The organism is Streptomyces cadmiisoli (genome assembly GCF_003261055.1).
Lineage (GTDB): Bacteria > Actinomycetota > Actinomycetes > Streptomycetales > Streptomycetaceae > Streptomyces > Streptomyces cadmiisoli.
In genome coordinates, this window is sequence record NZ_CP030073.1 from 5778895 (window position 1) to 5797865 (window position 18971).

Below are 18971 nucleotides of genomic sequence, written 5' to 3' on the forward strand. Positions count from 1 at the left end.
TCCTCACCGGTTACGGCGTGACCTTCCCGATCTTCACGTTGCCCACGCCCGCGACCGTCCCGCGCGCGTTGAGCAGCTGGACCTGCCCGAAGAACTCGCGTCCCTCGGGTGCCGCCGCGGCGGCGGTGACACTGGCGGAGACCGTGGCCGAGTCACCCGTGCCGAGCTTCACCGAGGGCGAGCCCTCGATGCTCACACTGCCGAGCACGGACGAGTAGAACGCGTCCAGGTAGTCGTAAGCCGTGGAACCGGCCGGGGTCGAGTAACCGACGACCTCGATCGTGTACGTACCGGCGGCGGGGGAGGCGACGGAGACGGACTCCTCCGAGTCGCCGTCGGCGGCGGAGCCCACCTCGGTGCCCGACGCGTCGTACACGTACAGGTCGAGGTCGGCGGCCGTGTCCGAGACGTTGCCGATCGCGACGTCGAGCGACGTGGTGCCCGCGGGCACCTCGACCGTGGTGGTCTGGACGTCGTTCTGCGCGATGGTCGGCCGGGTCTTCTTCGACGAGCCGAGCGGACCGCCGACCACCTTGCCGTCGAGCGCGGCGTACCGGTTGGTCGTCTTCCAGGAGACGGCGGCCGGGGTGCCGACCTTGACCTCGGGCACGGTCACGGTCTCCGGGGCGAAGGGCGAGCCGAGGACGGCGAAGTCCACCTTGTACGGGTTGTCGAGCAGCGGCGACGTACGGCGCGACTCGACCTCGATCTCCCAGACGCCGGGCTGCGGGTCGGCGTACGAGCGCACGTCGGGGCGGCAGCCGTTGCCGTCGAGGTAGTTGTTGTAGCAGAACGGCGTGGAGGTGTTGTCGACCGGGACGCCGTACGGGTGCAGGGCGATGAACCGGGTCTGGCTCTTGTCCTTCAGACCGCCGATCGCCACCTCCAGGGACTTGGCGCCCTCGGGCACGGTCACGAAGTAGGAGGTGCTGCTGTTGCGCTGCACCGAGCCCGACACGGAGTGGGTGAACTTCAGCGGCGCCGAGACGACGACCGTGCTGAGGATCTGCTTGTCGACACCCTCGGTACGCGGGTCGTCGACCTCCAGGATCGCGCTCTTGAGACCGGCCGACTTCGGCGCGGCCTGGACCTTGACGGTGACCGGCCGGTTCAGCGGCAGCCGCACCTCGTCGGAGCCGAGGATCCGGAAGGTGTCACCGGCGTTGTTCTCGAAGTCCAGCTCGTGCCGGACCGCCGAGGCGGCGCCGGACGTACGGGTGATCGTGACGTCGTACGTCTTCTTCTGGCCGGCCTTCAGGCCGCCCTCACGGTCGTACAGACCGGTGCCGGAGCCCGGGGTCTTCAGGAACTGGTCGATCGCGGTGTCGACCGGCGCCTCGACCGTGTAGTCGTGGGCGGTCGCGCCGTCGCGGATCGCGTCCCAGGCGTCCTCGATGTCGATCAGGCCCGCGCCCTCTTCATAGGCCTGAACGCCCTTGATGTGGTCGGCGGTCGAGGAGAGCGCCGTGCGCAGGGTGGCCGGGGTGAGGTCGATGCCGCGCTGCTTCGCGGCGGACAGCAGCAGCGCCGAGGCGCCGGCCGCCTGCGGGGAGGCCATCGAGGTGCCCTGGAGCATCGAGTAGCCGGGCGGCAGGGTGTAGCCGGCCTCGGCGACCGGGCCGCCGGCGGACCAGGTCTGCGTGGTGTTGATCGCGGCGCCGGGCGCGGACAGCGTCGGCGTGAAGCCGCCGTCCTCCCGCGGGCCGCGCGAGGAGAACGGCATCATCGCGTACCGCTTCTCCACCCTGGAGCCGTAGTTGGCGGCCCAGGTCTCGTTGGAGATGGTCGCGCCGACCGAGATCACCTTGTCCGCCAGGGACGGGTCGCCGATGGTGTTGGCGCCGGGACCGGAGTTGCCGGCGGAGATCACCAGCTGGACGCCGTACTCGTCGATCAGGCGGGTGTACAGCTCGGCGCGCGCGTTGTCGCCGTCGTTCAGGGCCGGCAGACCGCCGATCGACATGTTGACGATGTCGACGCCGCGGTTGACGACGAGGTCGATCATGCCCTCGGTGAGCGCCACGTTGGTGCAGCCGCCGGACCAGGTGCAGGCGCGCGAGGAGACCAGCTTGGCCCCGGGCGCGGCACCGTTCATCTTGCCGCCGAACAGGCTGTTCGCGGCGGTGATGCCGGCGACGTGGGTGCCGTGGGAGCCCTCGATGACGCCGATGCTGACGTAGTCGGCCTTCGCGCCCGCGGCGTTGTAGACGACGTCCTTGCGGATCTCCACGACGAACGGGATGCGCTCGACGACGTCGGTGGCCGGGTTGTCGGTGCCGAAGTAGCCGATCTGGAAGCCGTTCTTGTACGGCTTCATCGCGGTCTCGTCGGTGAAGTCGAGGTCGTCGTCCAGGTCGACACGCGCGGTGCCCGAGGCCGCGTCGTACAGCACGCCCCACACGTCGGTGGTGTCGCCGTCGCGGTTGAGGTCACCGGCCATGTCGCCGCCGGTGGTGGCGGACTCGGAGAAGTAGTTGAACTTGTAGGTGCCCTGCGGCGCCTTGAACGTCTCGGTGCCCAGGGACGTGGTGACGGAGAACGTCGGGCCGCTGACCGAGGTGAGCATCCGCCGCCACGTGCCGTCGCCGTCCTCGACCGGGTCGGTGGCCGTCACCCAGTCGACGATCTTGCGCTCGCCGGTCGTGGTCTTCTGCAGCGCCGGGTGGCCGAGGTCGACGCCCGAGTCGAGGATGCCGATGGTGATGCCGCGGCCGTCCGCCTTCGGGTTGTCCTCGACGAAGTCGACGGCACCGGTCTCGAAGGACGGGTTGTACGGGTTCTTCGCCGGGGTCTTGCGGCCGGGGGCCGGGTAGCTGCCGGTGGCGGCGGACTTCGCGCCCTTCGCCCGGTCCGCGCCCGGCGTCGGGTCGTCGAGGGGTATCTCCTCGCGCAGGTCGATGCCGTGCACGGAGGACAGCTTCACGGCGGCGGCGATGGCCGCGTCCGCCTTGCCGGTCGGGACGGTCGCGCGGACGTAGCCCAGCTTGTCGTACGTGCGGCCCACCATGCCGCCGTCGACCGAGGCGAGCTGCTCGGCGACCTGCTCGGTACGGCCCGGCGCGGTCGCCACCATCATGGTGACGGTCTTGGCGCCGTCGGCCTTCGCCTCGGCGAGCAGTTCGGCGTCGGCGGAACCGAGTTTGTCGTGGGCGGACTTCACGACCGGATCGGCCGCAGCCGGGGCCTGCTCCGCGGCGAAGGCCGCGGGTATCGGCCCGACCGCGGAGAGCGCGGCCACAAGACCGGCGGCCACGGCTGTGCGGGCCACCCGTCTCGCGCCCGATATCGGTTCGCTCTGTGGGCTGAGGGTCATCGGCATCCCTTGTCGGTGAAGGAACGAGACAGTCCGGAATCCGGTCCCGGACGACCGCTCAGCCTTACGCAAGTGGCGGATGTTTGGGAAGTCTTGACCGCATCGCGATGGATGAATGGGGAAAACCCGCGATTGCCATCGGGGACACATGGGGTGAGCAGAACTTTTCGGGTGCCGGTCGGCATTTCCGGTCCGAGGGGTTAACGTCCCTGCGTGCGAAAGAAGCTGAGGGTGGCGGCCTACGCCGTGTGCGTGAGTGACGGCCGGGTCCTGCTGGCCCGTTCCCCGGCACCCGACGGCACCCCGGAGTGGGTGCTGCCCGGCGGCGGCATGGAGCACGGGGAGGACCCGTACGACACCGTCGTCCGTGAGGTGCGGGAGGAGACCGGCTACCGCATCGAGGTGACCGGCATCCTCGGTGTGCACTCCCTGCACCGCACGTTCCCCGGCAGCCGTCTGCGCCGCTCCACCGACCACCACGGCGTACGCCTCGTCTACGAGGGGAGCGTCGTCGGCGGTGAGCTGCGCCACGAGATCGGGGGCTCCACCGACATGGCCGCGTGGCACGCGCTGGACGCGGTGCCGGCGCTGCGCCGGATCGGGCTGGTCGACCTGGGGCTTCACCTGTGGCGCGAACGCCCCGCCGCGGGCCGGGTCGACCTGGCCTAGCCGCCGGACCGAACCGTCGCGCGGACGGAGCCCGGACGGAGCCCGGACGGAGCCCGGACGGAGCCCGGACGGAGCCCGGACGCAGGTGTGCTACCCCGTCAGATGAACACCGAGTGACCGTCCCCGGGCCGTTCGACGAGCGGCGGCGGACGCGCAGGGTGGCCCAAGATCCACGTAGCGTGATCGGTTCTGCCCGTTGGGGCCGCATTAACGCGCAGGTCATTCCCGCTGCCAACGATCCGGAGTGAGCGGAGGGCCGCCCACGGCGACCGTCCGCGACCACTGCCGACGCGTTCCGCACTCGGGGAGACCGCGCCATGTCGCGCACACGCTCTGTCGCCAGCTCCGCAGCCTCCGCACTCGCGGTCGACCGCCGCACGGTCCTCGCCGCCGCCGGAGCGGTGTCCCTCGCCGCCGGGGTCGGCTACGCCCTGCGGCCCACCGCCAGCCAGGCCGCGCCCGCCGCCGAGGGCGAGGCGCCCGTCGCGGCCTCCCGCAGGGCGCCGGCCGCGCCGCTCGCCCCCTACGAGCGCGGCACCACCCTCGCCGGCGTCGCCGCGCCGCGCACCGCGTCGGGCTACCGCAGGCTCGGCGACGGTCCCGGCTGGCGGCGCGTCGTGCGCGACGACCTCGCCGCCCCCCGGGCCGGTCGGGCCGACCGCCGCACCGCCCTCGCCGCGTTCGTGCAGCTCACCGATCTGCACATCATCGACGCCCAGCACCCGCTGCGCCTGGAGTTCCTGCGCTCCACCGACGTCCACGCCTGGCGGCCCCAGGAACTGCTCACGGTGCAGGGGGCGGTGTCGCTCGTCGAGCGGGTCAACGCGCTGCGGGGCGGTCCCGTCACCGGCGCCCCGCTGCACTTCGCGATGACGACCGGCGACAACACCGACAACAACGCCCGTACCGAGCTGGAGTGGTACCTCACGGTCCTCAGCGGCGGCCGCGTCACCCCCGACTCAGGGGACATGCGCCGCTACGAAGGTGTGCAGAACAGCGGTCTGCGGCAGTTCTGGCAGCCCGACTCCGCCGTCCGCGACGACGACAAGCGGCGCGGCTTCCCGCAGCTCGACGGCTTCCTGGCCGCCGCCGTCCGCCAGGTCCAGAGCCCCGGCCTCAACCTGCCCTGGTACTCCACCGTCGGCAACCACGACTCGCTGCCCCTCGGCTGCTACGGGCACGGCGACCCCTACCTCGCCGACTTCGCCGTCGGCGGCCGGAAGCTGATGGCCCTGCCCGCGGCCGAGGCGAAGAAGCTGCAGGACAGCATCAAGAAGGCGACCGACCCGATGGGCACCGGGTTCCGTGACCTGCTCGAGGCGCACACCCGCGACCTGCGGGCCGTCACCCCGGACGAGCGCCGTGCGCCCTTCACGCCGGCCGAGTACGTCAACGCCCACCTCGACCCCGCGTACACCGGTCCGGGCCCGGTCGGCCACGGCTACTCGACGGCCAACGTGGAGGCGGGCACCCAGTACTACAGCTTCCGGATCGCCGACGACGTCATCGGCATCAGCCTGGACACCACCGACCCCGGCGGGCACTACGAGGGCTCCATCGGCACCGGCCAGCTGAGGTGGCTGGAGAAGACCCTGCGCACCAACAGGGACTCGTACGCCGTCGTCTTCAGCCACCACACCAGCCGGACGATGGACAACCCGCGCCGCGACCCGGCCCGTCCCGCCGAGGGCAGGCACGACGGCGCCGCCGTACTGGAGGTGCTGGGCCGGCACCGCAACACCCTCGCGTGGGTGAACGGCCACATCCACCGCAACGAGATCACCGCGCACCGGAGCGCCGCGGGCCACTCCTTCTGGGAGATCTCCACCGCCTCGCACGTCGACTTCCCGCAGCTCGCCCGGGTGATCGAACTGGTCGACAACAAGGACGGCACCCTGTCGGTCTTCACCACGCTGGTCGAGTCGGCGGCCCCGCACCGCACCGATTTCGCCGATCTCTCCCAGACCGGCCTCGCCTCGCTCTACCGGGAACTCTCCTTCAACGCCCCCGGAGCCCGCACCGACCTGGCCGGCGGCAGCCGCGACCGCAATACCGAACTGGTGCTCAAGAAGGGCTGAAATCCACTCAACTCGGGCTGCCTCACGCAACTTTCACACCGTCGACCCGGTTCTTTCCTCCGACCGTGTTGTGATCTGCTCGACGGTGATCGGGCGAGGAGGGGGCTGACGTGACGGCACGAGGACGAGCGCGGACGCCGATGCGTACGACGCTGGTGACGGCGACCGCCGTGGCGCTGTGCGCCGTGCTGACCGGTCCGTCGCTCGGGGCGCATTCCGGCGGCCACGTCGCGACGCGCGCGGCGATGCGGGCCGCGGTCGCGGACGGCGTGCCCGGTGTCACGGCGACGGCGAGGGACACGCACGGCACCTGGCAGGCCACCGCGGGCGTGGGCGACCTGCGGACGGACCGGCCGCGTTCCACCGCCGACCGCTACCGGGTGGGCAGCATCACCAAGACCTTCGTGGCCACGGTGCTCCTCCAGTTGGAGGCCGAGGGCCGGCTGGCGCTGGACGACACGGTGGACGAGTGGCTGCCCGGGGCGGTGCGCGGCAACGGTCACGACGGCCGCGCCGTCAGCGTCCGCCGGCTCCTCAACCACACCAGCGGAATCTCCGACTACACCTACGACGAGGACTTCGTCCGCACGTACCTCCTCAAGGACGGCTTCCTCGAGCACCGCTACGACACCGTGACCCCGTCCGAGCTCGTCGCCGTCGCGATGACGCACCGGCCGGACTTCGAGCCGGGCACCGGCTGGAAGTACTCCAACACCAACTACGTCCTCGCCGGCATGGTGATCGAGGCGGTCACGGGACGCCCGTACGGCGACGAGATCCGGGACCGCGTCATCGAACCGCTGCACCTGCGGGCCACATCGGTCCCCGGCACCCGGGCCGCCCTTCCGCGGCCGAGCAGCCGTGCCTACAGCAAGCTCGCGCGGACGCCGACCGGTCCGACGTACGACGTCACGACGCTGAACCCGTCGCTCGCCTCGGCGGCCGGTGAGATGATCTCCGACTCGGCCGACCTGAACCGCTTCTACCGGGCGCTGCTCGGCGGCCGGCTGCTGCCGCCGCGGCAGCTGGAGGCGATGAAGACCACCGTCGAGACGCGGGAGTTCGCCGGTGCCGGCTACGGCCTCGGCCTCATCGCGCGTGAACTGAGCTGCGGGGTCCGGGTCTGGGGCCACGGCGGCGGCATCCATGGTTCCTCGTCCGAGGCGGTCACCACGGCGGACGGCCGGCACTCGCTGGCGTTCAACTTCAACGGCGACTGGTCCGGCGACAGCGAGGCGGTCGTCGAGGCGGAGTTCTGCGGCGATCCGCGCTAGGGCCTTTTCCGGCCGGTGCCGGTCCGCACAAGGAGGGGCCGCCGGTCCGCCGGCGGCCCCTCCTTTCCCCTCCTGATACCGCTGCCGGTCCGTCACTACCGGGGCAGCACCACGACATAGGCCGCGGGATCCCGGTCGGCCGCGGCCATCAGAGCCGTCCGGACGATCGCCGCCTGCTGTTCGAGCGACTCCCGCAGCTTCTTCGGTGTGATGTGGACGACCGTGATGCCGAGCCGCTCCAGGTGTTCGCGCTTGCGGGCGTACTCGGACCACAGGGCGTCCTCGTCCTGGCGGGGCGCGCGGGTGTCCAGCTCCACCGCCACCGCCTGCTCCGGCCAGTACGCGTCCAGGCCGCCGAGGTGGGGGCCGCCGGGGAGACGGAGGTCCACGTTCCACACCGGGTCCGGCAGACCGTGTTCGCGGACCATCCGGTACAGGCGGTTCTCCGCGATCGCGCGGCCCTCGGCGAGCAGCGAGTCCACGGCGTCCACGACATGCGGCCGGCTCAGCAGCTTCGCCTGGTTCAACGCCCGCACGACCGCCGACGGTTCGCAGTGGCCGCCGCGCACCGCCTCGGTGAGCAGCCGGCGCACCACCCCGGCGTCCAGCAGACCCGCCACCGCGTCGGCCAGCGCGCGCGGCACCGGCGCCACCGGCATGCCCGCGGCCGCCTGGGGAGCGGGCAGGGCGGACGTCCGGACGATCCGCGCGCAGCCCGTGGAGCGCAGCCGCCGCAGCCGGGGGACCAGGACGTCGATGCGGTCCAGGGACGGCAGCGGGGGAGCCGACGCGAAGCCGTGCAGGTTCAGCGCCGCGAGGCCGGTGATCATCGCCTCCGCGTACACCGGGCGGTGCCCGCCGCCCGCGCCGGGCTGGGAGGGCACCCCCGGCACCCCCGGCGCCGTCTCGCGGGCCGCGTACATCAGCACCGCGTGCAGCCGCTCCTCGCTGGTCGGGGGGCCGGGGTGGAGCAGGAACACGCCGGGGAGGATCTGCTGCCAGGCGCCGCCGGGGCGGCACTGCTCCGCGGTGTCCGCGGCGGGGACGCCGTGCGAGCGGAGCCGGGCCGCCGTCATGACCCGGCAGTGGACCTCGGACAGGTGGCGGAGGGGGCGGGGGGAGAGCGGGGTGTTGTGGTTCATGAACCCGGGATTCCCGGGTCGGATCCGTCCCTTAACCGCTGTTACACGCCCGTCGACAAATGCAGACAAGGCGGAACTAAAGTACGCGTGTTCGGATGCCGAAAGCCCCTGGTCCGTTCGGGTGCGGACCAGGGTTACGGCTGCTATTGCCTGAATTCCGTAACGGTTACGGATGGCCAAAGCTCGGGCCAAAGCTCAGGCCGAAGCTGAGGTCCGAGCCGAGGCCGAAGGCCACGCCCGAGCTCGGACCGGAGCTCAGTCCGGGATCACGGCCGCTCGTCCGCCGCGGCGTCGCACGCCTGACCGCGCAGCGCCCGCGCCAGGTCGTCCCGGGCCTCCAGCACCAGCCTGCGCAGGGCCGGGGCCGCGTCCTCGTGCGCCGTGAGCCACGCGTCCGTCGCCGCCACGGTGGCCGGCGAGTCCTCGTACGCCGGGAACAGACCCCGCACCACGTCCATGCCGATCTGGATCGACCGCTGCGTCCACACCCGCTCGATCGCGGCGAAGTACTTCTCGGCGTACGGCGCGAGCAGATCCCGCTGCGACGACTGCGCGAAGCCCGAGATCGTCGCCTCGACCAGCGCGTTGGACAGCGCCTCCGACTCCACGACCTGCGCCCAGGCCTGCGCCTTGACCGCCGCCGAGGGCCGCGCGGCGAGGCAGCGGACCTGGTGGCGCTTGCCGGACGCCGTGTCGTCCCGGGCCAGCTCGGCCGCCAGCGACTTCTCGTCGGCCGCCCCGTGCGCGGCCAGCGGCTCCAGGAACGCCCAGCGCAGCTCCTGGTCCATCTCCAGCCCGTCGATCTTCTCCGTGCCGTCCAGCAGGCCCTTCAGCAGCCGCAGGTCCGCCTCGCGCGACGCCACCGCCGCGAAGAAGCGCGCCCACGCCAGCTGGTGCTCGCTGCCCGGTCCGGCGAGCCCGAGCTCGCTCAGCGCGCCCTCGGCGAGCAGGCGTTCGCCGGTCGGCCGCCAGGCGGGCGCCACGTAGTGCACGAGGGCCGAGTTCGCCCAGGCGTGCAGCATCTGGAGCACGCCGATGTCGGACTCGCGGCCCCCGAAGCGCAGCACCAGGTCGATGAAGTCCCGGGCGGGCAGCAGCGCGTCCCGGGTCAGGTTCCACAGCGCCGACCAGCACAGCGCGCGGGCCAGCGGGTCGCTGATGTCGCCGAGCGCGTCCCGGAGCGTGGCGAGCGATCCCTCGTCGAAGCGGATCTTGCAGTACGTGAGGTCGTCGTCGTTGACCAGGACCAGCTCGGGCGCCTCGGCGCCGGCCAGCTCCGCGACGACGGTGCGCGGGCCGTCGACGTCCAGCTCGGCGCGCGCGTACCGCTCCAGGGCGCCCCCGGCGGTCCGCCGGTACAGCCCGACCGCCACACGGTGCGGACGCAGCTCCGGGTGGGACTCCGGCGCCTCCTGCACCACGGCCAGCTCGTCGATCGTCCCCTGCGGGGTCAGCAGGACCTGCGGGGTCAGCGAGTTGACGCCGGCGGTCTGGAGCCAGGACCGCGCCCAGGTCCCCATGTCCCGGCCGCTGGTCTCCTCCAGGACCGAGAGCAGGTCGCCGAGCCGGGTGTTGCCGTACGCGTGCCGCTTGAAGTAGCGCCGGGCGCCCTCGAGGAACGCGTCCCGGCCCACGTAGGCCACCAGCTGCTTGAGCACCGAGGCGCCCTTGGCGTAGGTGATGCCGTCGAAGTTGAGCTTGGCGTCCTGGAGGTCGCGGATGTCGGCCGTGACGGGGTGGGTGGAGGGGAGCTGGTCGGCACGGTAGGCCCAGGCCTTGCGCCGGTTGGCGAAGGTGATCCAGCCGTCGGTGAAGCGGGTCGCGCCGACCAGGGAGAAGGCGCCCATGAAGTCCGCGAAGGACTCCTTCAGCCACAGGTCGTCCCACCACTCCATGGTGACCAGGTCGCCGAACCACATGTGTGCCATCTCGTGCAGGATGACGTTCGCCCGCGCCTCGTAGGACGCCCGTGTCACCTTGCCCCGGAAGATGTACTCCTCCCGGAAGGTCACCAGGCCGGGGTTCTCCATCGCGCCGAGGTTGTACTCGGGCACGAACGCCTGGTCGTACTTCCCGAACGGGTACGGGTAGTCGAAGTGGTCGTGGAAGAAGTCCAGGCCCTGCTTGGTGACCAGGAAGACGTCCTCGGCGTCGAAGTGCGGCGCGAGGCCCTTGCGGCACAGGGCGCCGAGGGGGATCTCCAGCGTCGTGCCGTCGTCGAACGTGCGCGTGTAGCTGTCGGTGACGTAGTGGTACGGGCCCGCGACGACGCAGGTGATGTACGTCGAGATCGGCTTGGTCTCCGCGAAGCGCCACACCCCGTCGGCGAGCTGCCCGACGCCGTTGCTCCACACCGTCCATTCCTCGGGTGCCCGCACCTCGAAGCGGAAGGGCGCCTTCAGGTCCGGCTGCTCGAAGTTCGCGAAGACCCGCCGCGAGTCGGCCGGCTCGTACTGGGTGTAGAGGTAGACCTCGCCGTCCTCCGGGTCGACGAAGCGGTGCAGGCCCTCGCCGGTGCGGGAGTAGGCGCACCGGGCGTCGACGATCAGCTCGTTGTCCGCGGCGAGGTCCTCCAGCAGGATCCGGGAGCCGTCGAACACCTCGCTGGGGTCGAGGTCGCGGCCGTTGAGGCAGACCGAGGTGACGCTCGGCGCGATCAGGTCCGCGAAGCTCGCCGCGCCCGGCTCGGCGCAGCGGAACCGGATCGTGGTCACGGACCGGAAGGTCCGCGGCCCGCCGTCCCCGGCGTCGGCGCCCACGGCGGAGCGCACGTCGAGGGACACCTCGTACCCGTCGACGGACAGCAGGGCGGCCCGTTCCCGGGCCTCGTCGCGGGACAGATTCTCACCGGGCACGGGCGGTACTCCCTCAGGGTGATGGTTCCCCCGCCCGGACGGAGCCGAGAGCGGCGGAGGTGTCGGCTGGACAGCACCGATCCTGCCATGTGCACCTGACGCCGGGCAGCCGGGAATGCGCCGGGGGACGGGCGACGTTGCGCCGTTCAAAGACCGCACACCGAGGAGAGCCATGCCCGAGACCGCGACGACCGCCGGCAAGACCCGCGTCGACTTCTGGTTCGACCCCCTGTGCCCCTGGGCGTGGATGACCTCCCGCTGGGTGCTGGAGGTGGAGAAGGTCCGTGACATCGAGATCCACTGGCACCTGATGAGCCTCGCCGTACTCAACGAGGACAAGCTGGACGAGCTGCCCGAGGAATACCGCGAGATGCTCTCCACCAAGGCCTGGCAGCCGGTCCGGGTGGTGGCCGCCGCCTGGCAGAAGCACGGCGACCAGGTCCTCGGCCCGCTGTACACCGCGCTGGGCACGCGTATCCACAACGGCGGCGAGGGCCCGACCAGGGAGGCCGTGGTCGGCGCCCTGGCCGAGACCGGTCTGCCCGCGGACCTGATCGACTACTTCGACCAGCAGGACTTCGAGTTCGACGCCGAGCTGCGCGCCTCCCACAAGGAGGGCATCACCAAGGTCGGCCAGGAGGTCGGCACCCCCGTCATCTCCGTCCCCGGCCCGGACGGCGAGGAGGTCGCCTTCTTCGGCCCGGTCGTCACCCCCGCCCCGCAGGGCGAGGAGGCCGCCCGGCTGTGGGACGGCACCCTGGCGGTGGCGTCGGTCCCCGGCTTCTACGAGATCAAGCGCACCCGCACCAAGGGCCCGGACTTCAGCAACCTGTGAGCCTCACTCCTCGGGCTCGGGCATCTTGTGGGGCGCCTCGAAGGGCTTGGTGCTCCACGCGTAGCGGATGTTGCGGCAGTCCCGTTCGGCGCTGACGCAGATCCAGTAGTCGTCGACGAACGCGTTCGGCTTCTGCTTCTGCGCCAGCTCGCGAATGACGTCCCGTTCGCGGTCGTCCCGCGGCTGGCGGTGGGGTTGGTCGGATCCGCAGGTGTGGCAGTAGTACGTCATCTCCCTCGGCATCCGGCCACCATCACCCGGAATACGCCCCACCGGCACCCCCCGGTCGGGCGACACGGAGGCGACCCGGCGCGCCGGGCGCACAACGGGGGCGGCCCCGCGAGTCACGTCCTCGCGGGGCCGCCCCTTTTCTCCGCCTGCCCGGTGAAGGTTGAGAAGACGATCACGAGGCAGGACGACTCGCCGCGCCGCTACGGCGCCAGCAGCAGCACATCGGCACGGGACCGGGCGGCCGTCAGGCGCCGCGCCACGTCCTGCCAGTTGACGACCTGCCACATGGCCTCGATGAAGTCCACCTTCTGGTTCCGGTACTGAAGGTAGAAGGCGTGCTCCCAGGCGTCGAAGACGAGGATCGGCGTCGCGCCCTGCCCGACGTTGCCCTGGTGGTCGTAGACCTGCTCGACGATCAGCCGGCCGCTCAGCGGCTCGTGGGCCAGTACGCCCCAGCCCGATCCCTGGGTCGTGGCGGAAGCCTTGGACAGCTGGGCCTTGAAGTTGGCGAACGAACCGAAGGACTCGGCGATCGCGTCCGCCAGCTCGCCCACGCCGTCGGCGGCCAGCGGCTCACCGCCGCCGTCGCCGGCCATGTTCTGCCAGTAGACGGAGTGCAGGATGTGGCCGGAGAGGTGGAAGGCCAGGTTCTTCTCCAGGCCGTTGATCGTGCCCCACTGCTCCTTGTCACGCGCCTCGGCCAGCTGCTCCAGCGTGTCGTTGGCCCCCTTCACGTACGCGGCGTGGTGCTTGTCGTGATGCAGCTCGATGATCTCCGGGCTGATCACGGGGGCGAGCGCGGAGTAGTCGTAGGGCAGTTCAGGCAGCGTGTAGACGGGCATCGGTTCCCCTCCGAACCTCTTATTGCAAAGAGCTTGCAACTACACGCTAGCAACAAAAAGGCCCTCACGTGCGGAACGTGAGGGCCTTCGGGTGAGGTGCGACGGTCAGCCGCGGGCCCGCGCCCGCTGCCAGGCGTAGCCGATCGCGGCCAGGACGAGCGTCATGGCACCGGTGGAGTACAGCTGCACGCGGGTGTCGGGCTCCCTGGCCATCAGCACGAAGATCGCCACCATGCCGGCCAGCGCGACCCACGTCAGCACCGGGAACGCCCACATGCGCACGACCAGCTTGTGCGGCGACTCGCGCTCCAGTCGGCGCCGCAGCCGCAGCTGCGAGACGGCGATGAAGAACCAGACGACCAGGATGACCGCGCCGATCATGTTCAGCAGCCAGGGGAAGATGTCGTCCGGACGCCAGTAGCTGAGCACCACGCAGCCGAAGCCGAAGACGCTGGAGGCCAGCACCGCGGTCCGCGGGACGCCGCCCGAGACCCGGCCAAGCGCCTTCGGGCCCTGGCCGCGCTCGACCAGCGAGTAGGCGATGCGCGAGGCGCCGTAGATGTTGGCGTTCATCGCGCTCAGCAGCGCGACCAGCACGACCACGTTCATCAGCTGGCCGGCCCCGGGGATGTCCAGATGGTCGAGGGTGGCCACGTACGGGCCCTTCTCCACGACTTCCGGCGAGTCCCACGGGACGAGGGTGACGACGACGGCCATCGAGCCGATGTAGAACACCGCGATGCGCCACATCGCGGTGCGCACCGCGGTCGCCACGCCCTTGACCGGGTTCTCGGACTCGGCCGCCGCGATGGTCACGGTCTCCAGGCCGCCGTAGGCGAACACCGAGGCGAGCAGGCCGATGACCAGGCCCTCACCGCCACCGGGCAGGAACTCGCCGAGGTTGCTCGCGCCGGGGGAGTCGGTGCCGGGCAGGACGCCCGCGATCGCGAGCCCGCCGAGCACCAGGAACAGCGAGATCGCGCCGACCTTCAGGGCGGCGAACCAGAACTCGAACTCGCCGAAGTTCTTCACGGCGGCCAGGTTCGTGCCGCAGAACACCACCATGAACAGCGCCACCCACGCCCACTCCGGCGTGCCCGGCAGCCAGCCGGAGACGATCTTCGCGGCGCCGATGCCCTCCAGGCCGACGGCCGTGCAGAGCAGGACCCAGAACGCCCAGCCCGCGGTGAAGCCGGCCCAGGGGCCGATCGCCCGCTCGGCGTGCGCGGAGAAGGAGCCCGAGGAGGGATGCGCGGCGGACATCTCGCCGAGCATCCGCATCACGAGCATCACGAGGACGCCGGAGAGGATGTAGGCGACGACGATCGAGGGGCCGGCGGCGGCGATGCCGGCGCCGGAGCCTACGAACAGGCCGGCCCCGATGACACCGCCGAGGGCGATCATCGACAGGTGGCGCTGTTTCAGGCCGTGGGAGAGAGACGTCTCCTGCTTCGGTGGCGTCTCGACAGGGGTGCTGGTCATGGGCGCGGTTCGTCCATTACATGTACGGGAGAGCGGAAAAAACGCCCACAGTCTGGGCATCTGTCTCGCTCGCGGGTGCTCGGTGTTCACTATGCGGACACCGAAGATACGGACTGTGCGATTCCGTTTACAGAACAGCGGAGATCGCGGTTGGGGGAAACCTACAGTCTGCCGTCCGGCCGCCTCCCGTGACGCATACGTCCCCACCTCAGTGACCAGCATCACGTCAACGAGGGTGTAGCGACCACTCTTTGTACGGAGCCCACCACAGTGCGGCTCCCGCCTTTGTCGAGCGGTGACGGTGTTGGGCTCAGTCGCCCTGGGTTAGCGTCACGGTGTCCCGAACCGCCCTCACTCGCGGAGTCCCCATGAGCACCGCTGCCGCCGCCCCCGCCCGCCCGGGGCAGGTCCTCGCCGACCTGATCCCCTCCTCCCGTGTCCGGGACGTCGCCCTGGTGGCCGGCGGTGCCGTACTCACCGGCCTGGCGGCCCAGCTCGCCGTGCCCGTACCGGGCTCCCCGGTGCCGGTCACCGGCCAGACCTTCGCCGCGCTGCTGGTCGGCACGGCCCTGGGCGCCCGCCGCGGCTTCCTCTCCCTCGCGCTGTACGCGCTCGCCGGCGTCGTCGGCGTGCCGTGGTTCGCGGAGGGCGGCTCAGGCGCCGCCGCGCCGTCCTTCGGCTACGTCATCGGCCTGCTGCTCGCCGCCACCGCCGTCGGCGCTCTGGCCCGCCGCGGCGCCGACCGCACCCCGCTGCGGATGGCCGGCGCGATGCTGCTGGGCGAGGCGATCATCTACGCCGTCGGCGTCCCCTACCTGGCCCTCGCCACCGGTATGTCCGCCTCCGCCGCCATCGCGGCCGGCCTCACCCCGTTCCTGATCGGCGACGCCCTCAAGGCCGCCCTGGCGATGGGCGCGCTGCCGGCCGTGTGGAAGCTGGTCGACAAGCGCTGACCCCGCACACGACGGGAAAGGGGTCCGCCGGACCGAGGTCGCCCTCGGTCCGGCGGACCCTTTTTCGTGCCCCGGGCGCCGGTCCGCACCCGGGGGCACCCCGGCCGGGGCGCGGCGTCCCGCACCCCGGCCGGTCACCCGGTCCTGTCACCCCTCCCGTCGCGGCCGCGGACGCCGCGACCACCACAGTCCGGCCGCCCCGGCGGCGAGCAGCGTCGCGCCCGCCGCGCCGAGCGGCACGACGTTCCGGCCGGGACCGGTGCGGGGCAGCTCGTCGCCGCCCGGCGCCGCGGGCTTGTTGTCGGTACCGAGCAGCAAGGGGGTGGCCGGAGCGTTCGGCGACGGGTTCGTCGTGCCGAACGGAACCGGGCCCTGCTGCCAGAACGTCTTGCTCCCGTCACTGTTCTGGACGGGCAGACAGATCTTTCCGGTGCTGCCGAGGTCGTAGCCGGCGTCGACGTCGAACGACTTCGACGCGCCGGCGGCCAGATCGTCGAGGGCACAGCTGAATCCGCTGTTGGAACCTTCGGGCAGGTCCTTCTCGGCGATCGGGGAGCAGCCTTGGACATTCTTGACCGTCAAGCCGTCGAAACCGACGACCAGAAGCCTGATCGGCCCGCTGTCCGCGCTGCCCTCGTTCTTCACCGTGGCGGTGATGGCCGTTTCTTCCGATCCGTTGTCGACCGAGATCTTCTCGGGGAGCAGCGTGGTCAGCTCCACCCCCGCCGGTGCCTCGTCGACGGCCTTTCCCCCCTTGCTGCTTCCGGGTCCCTGATCATCCGCGCCGGCGGTGCCGGAAAGGATCAGCACTGCCGAGAAAGATGCCGCGACCAGTGATCCGGTGATGGTCGTCGTACGACGAGAACTCATGTTCGTCCCCCTTGGCTGCGCCTGAATTCGCAGTACTTGAAGAGGTACCACAAGATTTCTCCGCACTATGCTGGTACGGCCTGAAGTGTGGCCATTGTGTTTCAATCAAGGCGTTGTTGAGGGGGTGCAGCGAATTGCCGGGGAATACGCGAAGCGGCGGTGTTCCAGGGTTACTGGTGACCGGGCGCTATCGGTTGGTCGAAAGCATCGGCCAGGGGGGAATGGGGCGGGTGTGGCGAGCCGCCGACGAAATGCTCGACCGGCCGGTCGCCGTCAAGGAAATGCGCATAGACGGTCTGGACGCGGAGGACGCCCGCACCCGCCGCGAACGCACTCTGCGCGAAGCCAGGGCCACCGCCCGGATCGACCACCCCAACGTCGTGCGCGTGTACGACGTCGTGGACGAGGGGGAACGGCTGTGGATCGTCATGGAGTTGGTCGCCGGGCGTTCCCTGGAACGGGTCACGGCCGAGGACGGCCCGCTCGGACCGCGGGAGACGGCCATGATCGGGCTGGGCCTGGTGGAGGCGCTGAGCCAGGTGCACGCGCGCGGGGTGCTGCACCGGGACATCAAGCCCGGCAACGTGCTCGTGGAGCACGGCGCCCGGCGGATCGTGCTCACCGACTTCGGCATCGCCGCGATCCAGGACACCAAGGCGCTCACCATGGTCGGCATGCTGGTCGGTTCGCCCGACTACATGGCCCCCGAGCGGGTCTCCGGCCGACCGCAGGGACCGCCGTCGGACGTGTGGTCCCTCGGCGCGACCCTCTGCGCGTCGCTGGCCGGGCGGTCCCCGTTCTCCCGCGACACGACGCTGGCCACGTTGCACGCCGTGCTGTACGAGCAGCCCGAACTCCCGTCCGAGGCAGGCCCGTTGAGTGATGTGCTGGCCGCCCTGCTCGACAAGGAGCCGGCCGCGCGGCCGGGTCTGGAGGAACTGCGCACGGCCCTGCACGCGGTCGCCTTCCCGGCCCCGGCGCCGGAACCCGACGCGCTCCCGGTCCCCGCGCCCCGCCCTCCCGAACCGCACACGGTCACCCCGATCCCGATCCCGATCCCGCCCCCGACGGCGGACCCGTCACGCCGGCCGGCGGATGCACCGACCCCACCCGTGGACCCGTCGCGCGTGCCTCCGGCTGCGGATTCGACGATCCGGCCCCCGGCCCCGGCGACCGCGCCCCCGGCCCCGTCGGCGTCAGCACCGCACTCGTCGGCGGCGATACCCGAGTCGTCGGCCACGGCACCGCCGTCGTCGGCCCCGGCACCCGAGTCTCCGGGCCCTGCCCGGCACCCGTGGGTCCCGTCCCCGGGCGCACCGGCCGCGGCGTCGGACCCGTCCGTCGCGACTCCGGACCCGTCGGCAACGGCATCGGGCCCGGCCGCACCGCCGCGCGATCCGTCGGCCCCGTCCGTCCCGACACCGGCCCCACCGACCCAGACTCCACCAGTCCCGACCCAGAACCCACCGGCCCCGCCCCCCGACGCCTCGGTCCCGACCCAGGCCCCACCGGTCCCATCCCCCGACCGCTCGGTCCCGCCTCCCGACACCGTCACCCGGGCCCTCCCGAGGCCGGTCGGCGGAGGGCCGCCCGAGGAACCCACCGCGACCGCCGTACCGCCCGCGCGCGGGACCCGCCGGGCCGGTGTCTCGCTCGGCCGGGCCGACGCGGTCACCGAGCAACGGCCCGCTCCGGACCCGGCCGGGGTCCCTCCGGGCGGCGAACCGCCCGGCCCCGCCCGCCCGTCCACCCCTCGGCGGACCCGGCGGACCCGGCGCCGCGTCGCGCTGATCGCCGCCGCGGGCGTGGTCACGGCCGGCACGGTGGCCGGCGTCGTCCTCGCCTCGGCCCTGGGCTCACCGGACGGCAGCCGGGCGGGCGGCGAACCCGGGACGCCGTCCGCCACCGCGTCGTCCACCGTCGAGGGCACCTCCAGGCCCCCGAGCCTGCCGCCCGGCGTACGGGAGGAGGCCGGCGGGTTCGCGTGGCGGACGCCCGAGGGCTGGCGGCGGGACGTGAAGACGGGAGCGGAGGTGCACTACACCTCGCCCGACGGCACGCAGGAACTCGTGGCGAAGTCCTCCCTCGCCCGCGGCGACCTGATGGACTCCTGGCGCACCTCGGAACGCAACGCCCGCCAGGGGCGGGACTACCGCAAGATCCGGCTGGAGGAGACGACCTTCCGCGGCCATCCCGCGGTGATCTGGGAGTACACCTTCACCCTGGAGGGCGTCCCCTGGCACGCCAGGCTGCTCGGCTTCGACGCGAAGGGGAAGTCGTACCAGATCAACACCTGGTACCAGCCGGCCGCCGAGTCCCGCGCGCTCGCCGTCTACGACGACGTGAAGAGGAGCTTCGTCGTGCTGTGACGCCGAAGGGCCCCGCGGCGGCTGCCACGGGGCCCTTCGGGTCTGGGACGAGCGGTAC

At 71.7% G+C, this 18971-nt stretch carries 13 protein-coding genes; 6 read left to right on the forward strand and 7 right to left on the reverse strand.

The window, feature by feature from the left end; genetic code table 11:
- Positions 1–10: 10 nt before the first annotated feature.
- A complete protein-coding gene (locus tag DN051_RS25230) occupies positions 11–3313 on the reverse strand; it encodes a S8 family serine peptidase (RefSeq protein WP_112439562.1) in 3303 nt (1100 codons plus the stop codon).
- A gap of 213 nt (positions 3314–3526) precedes the next feature.
- On the opposite strand from DN051_RS25230, the gene DN051_RS25235 reads away from it, so the two are divergent.
- The 3 genes from DN051_RS25235 to DN051_RS25245 all read left to right on the forward strand — a co-directional run bounded on the left by DN051_RS25235 (position 3527) and on the right by DN051_RS25245 (position 7334).
- Complete coding sequence (locus tag DN051_RS25235; RefSeq protein WP_234389065.1) at positions 3527–3982, forward strand: NUDIX hydrolase; 456 nt, start codon at positions 3527–3529, stop codon at positions 3980–3982.
- Between the two features lie 317 nt (positions 3983–4299).
- Entirely contained in the window at positions 4300–6060 is a 1761-nt protein-coding gene (locus tag DN051_RS25240; protein WP_053763151.1) for a TIGR03767 family metallophosphoesterase, read from the forward strand.
- Between the two features lie 140 nt (positions 6061–6200).
- Complete coding sequence (locus DN051_RS25245) at positions 6201–7334, forward strand: serine hydrolase domain-containing protein (protein ID WP_107094118.1); 1134 nt, start codon at positions 6201–6203, stop codon at positions 7332–7334.
- Between the two features lie 95 nt (positions 7335–7429).
- Here DN051_RS25245 and DN051_RS25250 read toward each other — a convergent pair whose 3' ends face one another.
- Both DN051_RS25250 and pepN read right to left on the reverse strand, forming a co-directional pair.
- Positions 7430–8476, reverse strand: coding sequence for a hypothetical protein (locus DN051_RS25250; RefSeq protein WP_053763152.1), 1047 nt, complete (start codon positions 8474–8476; stop codon positions 7430–7432).
- Between the two features lie 266 nt (positions 8477–8742).
- The gene (gene pepN / locus DN051_RS25255; protein ID WP_112439563.1) at positions 8743–11331 is read right to left on the reverse strand and encodes an aminopeptidase N; all 2589 of its coding nucleotides are present in this window, start codon (positions 11329–11331) and stop codon (positions 8743–8745) included.
- A gap of 172 nt (positions 11332–11503) precedes the next feature.
- Between pepN and DN051_RS25260 the strand changes: the two genes are divergently transcribed.
- A complete protein-coding gene (locus DN051_RS25260) occupies positions 11504–12166 on the forward strand; it encodes a DsbA family protein (protein WP_053763154.1) in 663 nt (220 codons plus the stop codon).
- A 3-nt stretch (positions 12167–12169) separates the two neighbouring features.
- Here DN051_RS25260 and DN051_RS25265 read toward each other — a convergent pair whose 3' ends face one another.
- The 3 genes from DN051_RS25265 to DN051_RS25275 all read right to left on the reverse strand — a co-directional run bounded on the left by DN051_RS25265 (position 12170) and on the right by DN051_RS25275 (position 14721).
- Positions 12170–12409: a hypothetical protein gene (locus tag DN051_RS25265; protein WP_159054268.1), complete on the reverse strand. Its 240-nt coding sequence runs from the start codon at positions 12407–12409 to the stop codon at positions 12170–12172.
- Positions 12410–12597: 188 nt separating this feature from the next.
- Positions 12598–13239, reverse strand: coding sequence for a superoxide dismutase (locus DN051_RS25270; protein WP_053763156.1), 642 nt, complete (start codon positions 13237–13239; stop codon positions 12598–12600).
- A 105-nt stretch (positions 13240–13344) separates the two neighbouring features.
- Positions 13345–14721, reverse strand: coding sequence for an amino acid permease (locus DN051_RS25275; protein WP_053763157.1), 1377 nt, complete (start codon positions 14719–14721; stop codon positions 13345–13347).
- Positions 14722–15089: 368 nt separating this feature from the next.
- Between DN051_RS25275 and DN051_RS25280 the strand changes: the two genes are divergently transcribed.
- Positions 15090–15674: a biotin transporter BioY gene (locus tag DN051_RS25280; protein WP_053763158.1), complete on the forward strand. Its 585-nt coding sequence runs from the start codon at positions 15090–15092 to the stop codon at positions 15672–15674.
- Positions 15675–15821: 147 nt separating this feature from the next.
- Here the strand turns inward: DN051_RS25280 and DN051_RS25285 are convergent, their stop codons facing one another.
- A complete protein-coding gene (locus DN051_RS25285; protein WP_053763159.1) occupies positions 15822–16544 on the reverse strand; it encodes an LPXTG cell wall anchor domain-containing protein in 723 nt (240 codons plus the stop codon).
- Between the two features lie 221 nt (positions 16545–16765).
- Here DN051_RS25285 and DN051_RS25290 point away from each other — a divergent pair, with 221 nt between their 5' ends.
- The gene (locus DN051_RS25290; RefSeq protein ID WP_246041130.1) at positions 16766–18913 is read left to right on the forward strand and encodes a serine/threonine-protein kinase; all 2148 of its coding nucleotides are present in this window, start codon (positions 16766–16768) and stop codon (positions 18911–18913) included.
- Positions 18914–18971 lie beyond the last annotated feature (58 nt).

What these genes read in the sequence shown, in the direction of transcription:
- DN051_RS25275 (WP_053763157.1), bottom strand. Translation starts at nt 14,721, where the DNA reads ATGACCAGCACCCCTGTCGAGACGCCACCGAAGCAGGAGACGTCTCTC.
- DN051_RS25290 (WP_246041130.1), top strand. Translation starts at nt 16,766, where the DNA reads ATGGGGCGGGTGTGGCGAGCCGCCGACGAAATGCTCGACCGGCCGGTC.
- DN051_RS25245 (WP_107094118.1), top strand. Translation starts at nt 6,201, where the DNA reads ATGCGTACGACGCTGGTGACGGCGACCGCCGTGGCGCTGTGCGCCGTG.
- DN051_RS25270 (WP_053763156.1), bottom strand. Translation starts at nt 13,239, where the DNA reads ATGCCCGTCTACACGCTGCCTGAACTGCCCTACGACTACTCCGCGCTC.
- DN051_RS25285 (WP_053763159.1), bottom strand. Translation starts at nt 16,544, where the DNA reads ATGAGTTCTCGTCGTACGACGACCATCACCGGATCACTGGTCGCGGCA.
- DN051_RS25230 (WP_112439562.1), bottom strand. Translation starts at nt 3,313, where the DNA reads ATGACCCTCAGCCCACAGAGCGAACCGATATCGGGCGCGAGACGGGTG.
- DN051_RS25250 (WP_053763152.1), bottom strand. Translation starts at nt 8,476, where the DNA reads ATGAACCACAACACCCCGCTCTCCCCCCGCCCCCTCCGCCACCTGTCC.
- DN051_RS25240 (WP_053763151.1), top strand. Translation starts at nt 4,300, where the DNA reads ATGTCGCGCACACGCTCTGTCGCCAGCTCCGCAGCCTCCGCACTCGCG.
- DN051_RS25280 (WP_053763158.1), top strand. Translation starts at nt 15,090, where the DNA reads ATGAGCACCGCTGCCGCCGCCCCCGCCCGCCCGGGGCAGGTCCTCGCC.
- DN051_RS25265 (WP_159054268.1), bottom strand. Translation starts at nt 12,409, where the DNA reads ATGCCGAGGGAGATGACGTACTACTGCCACACCTGCGGATCCGACCAA.
- DN051_RS25260 (WP_053763154.1), top strand. Translation starts at nt 11,504, where the DNA reads ATGCCCGAGACCGCGACGACCGCCGGCAAGACCCGCGTCGACTTCTGG.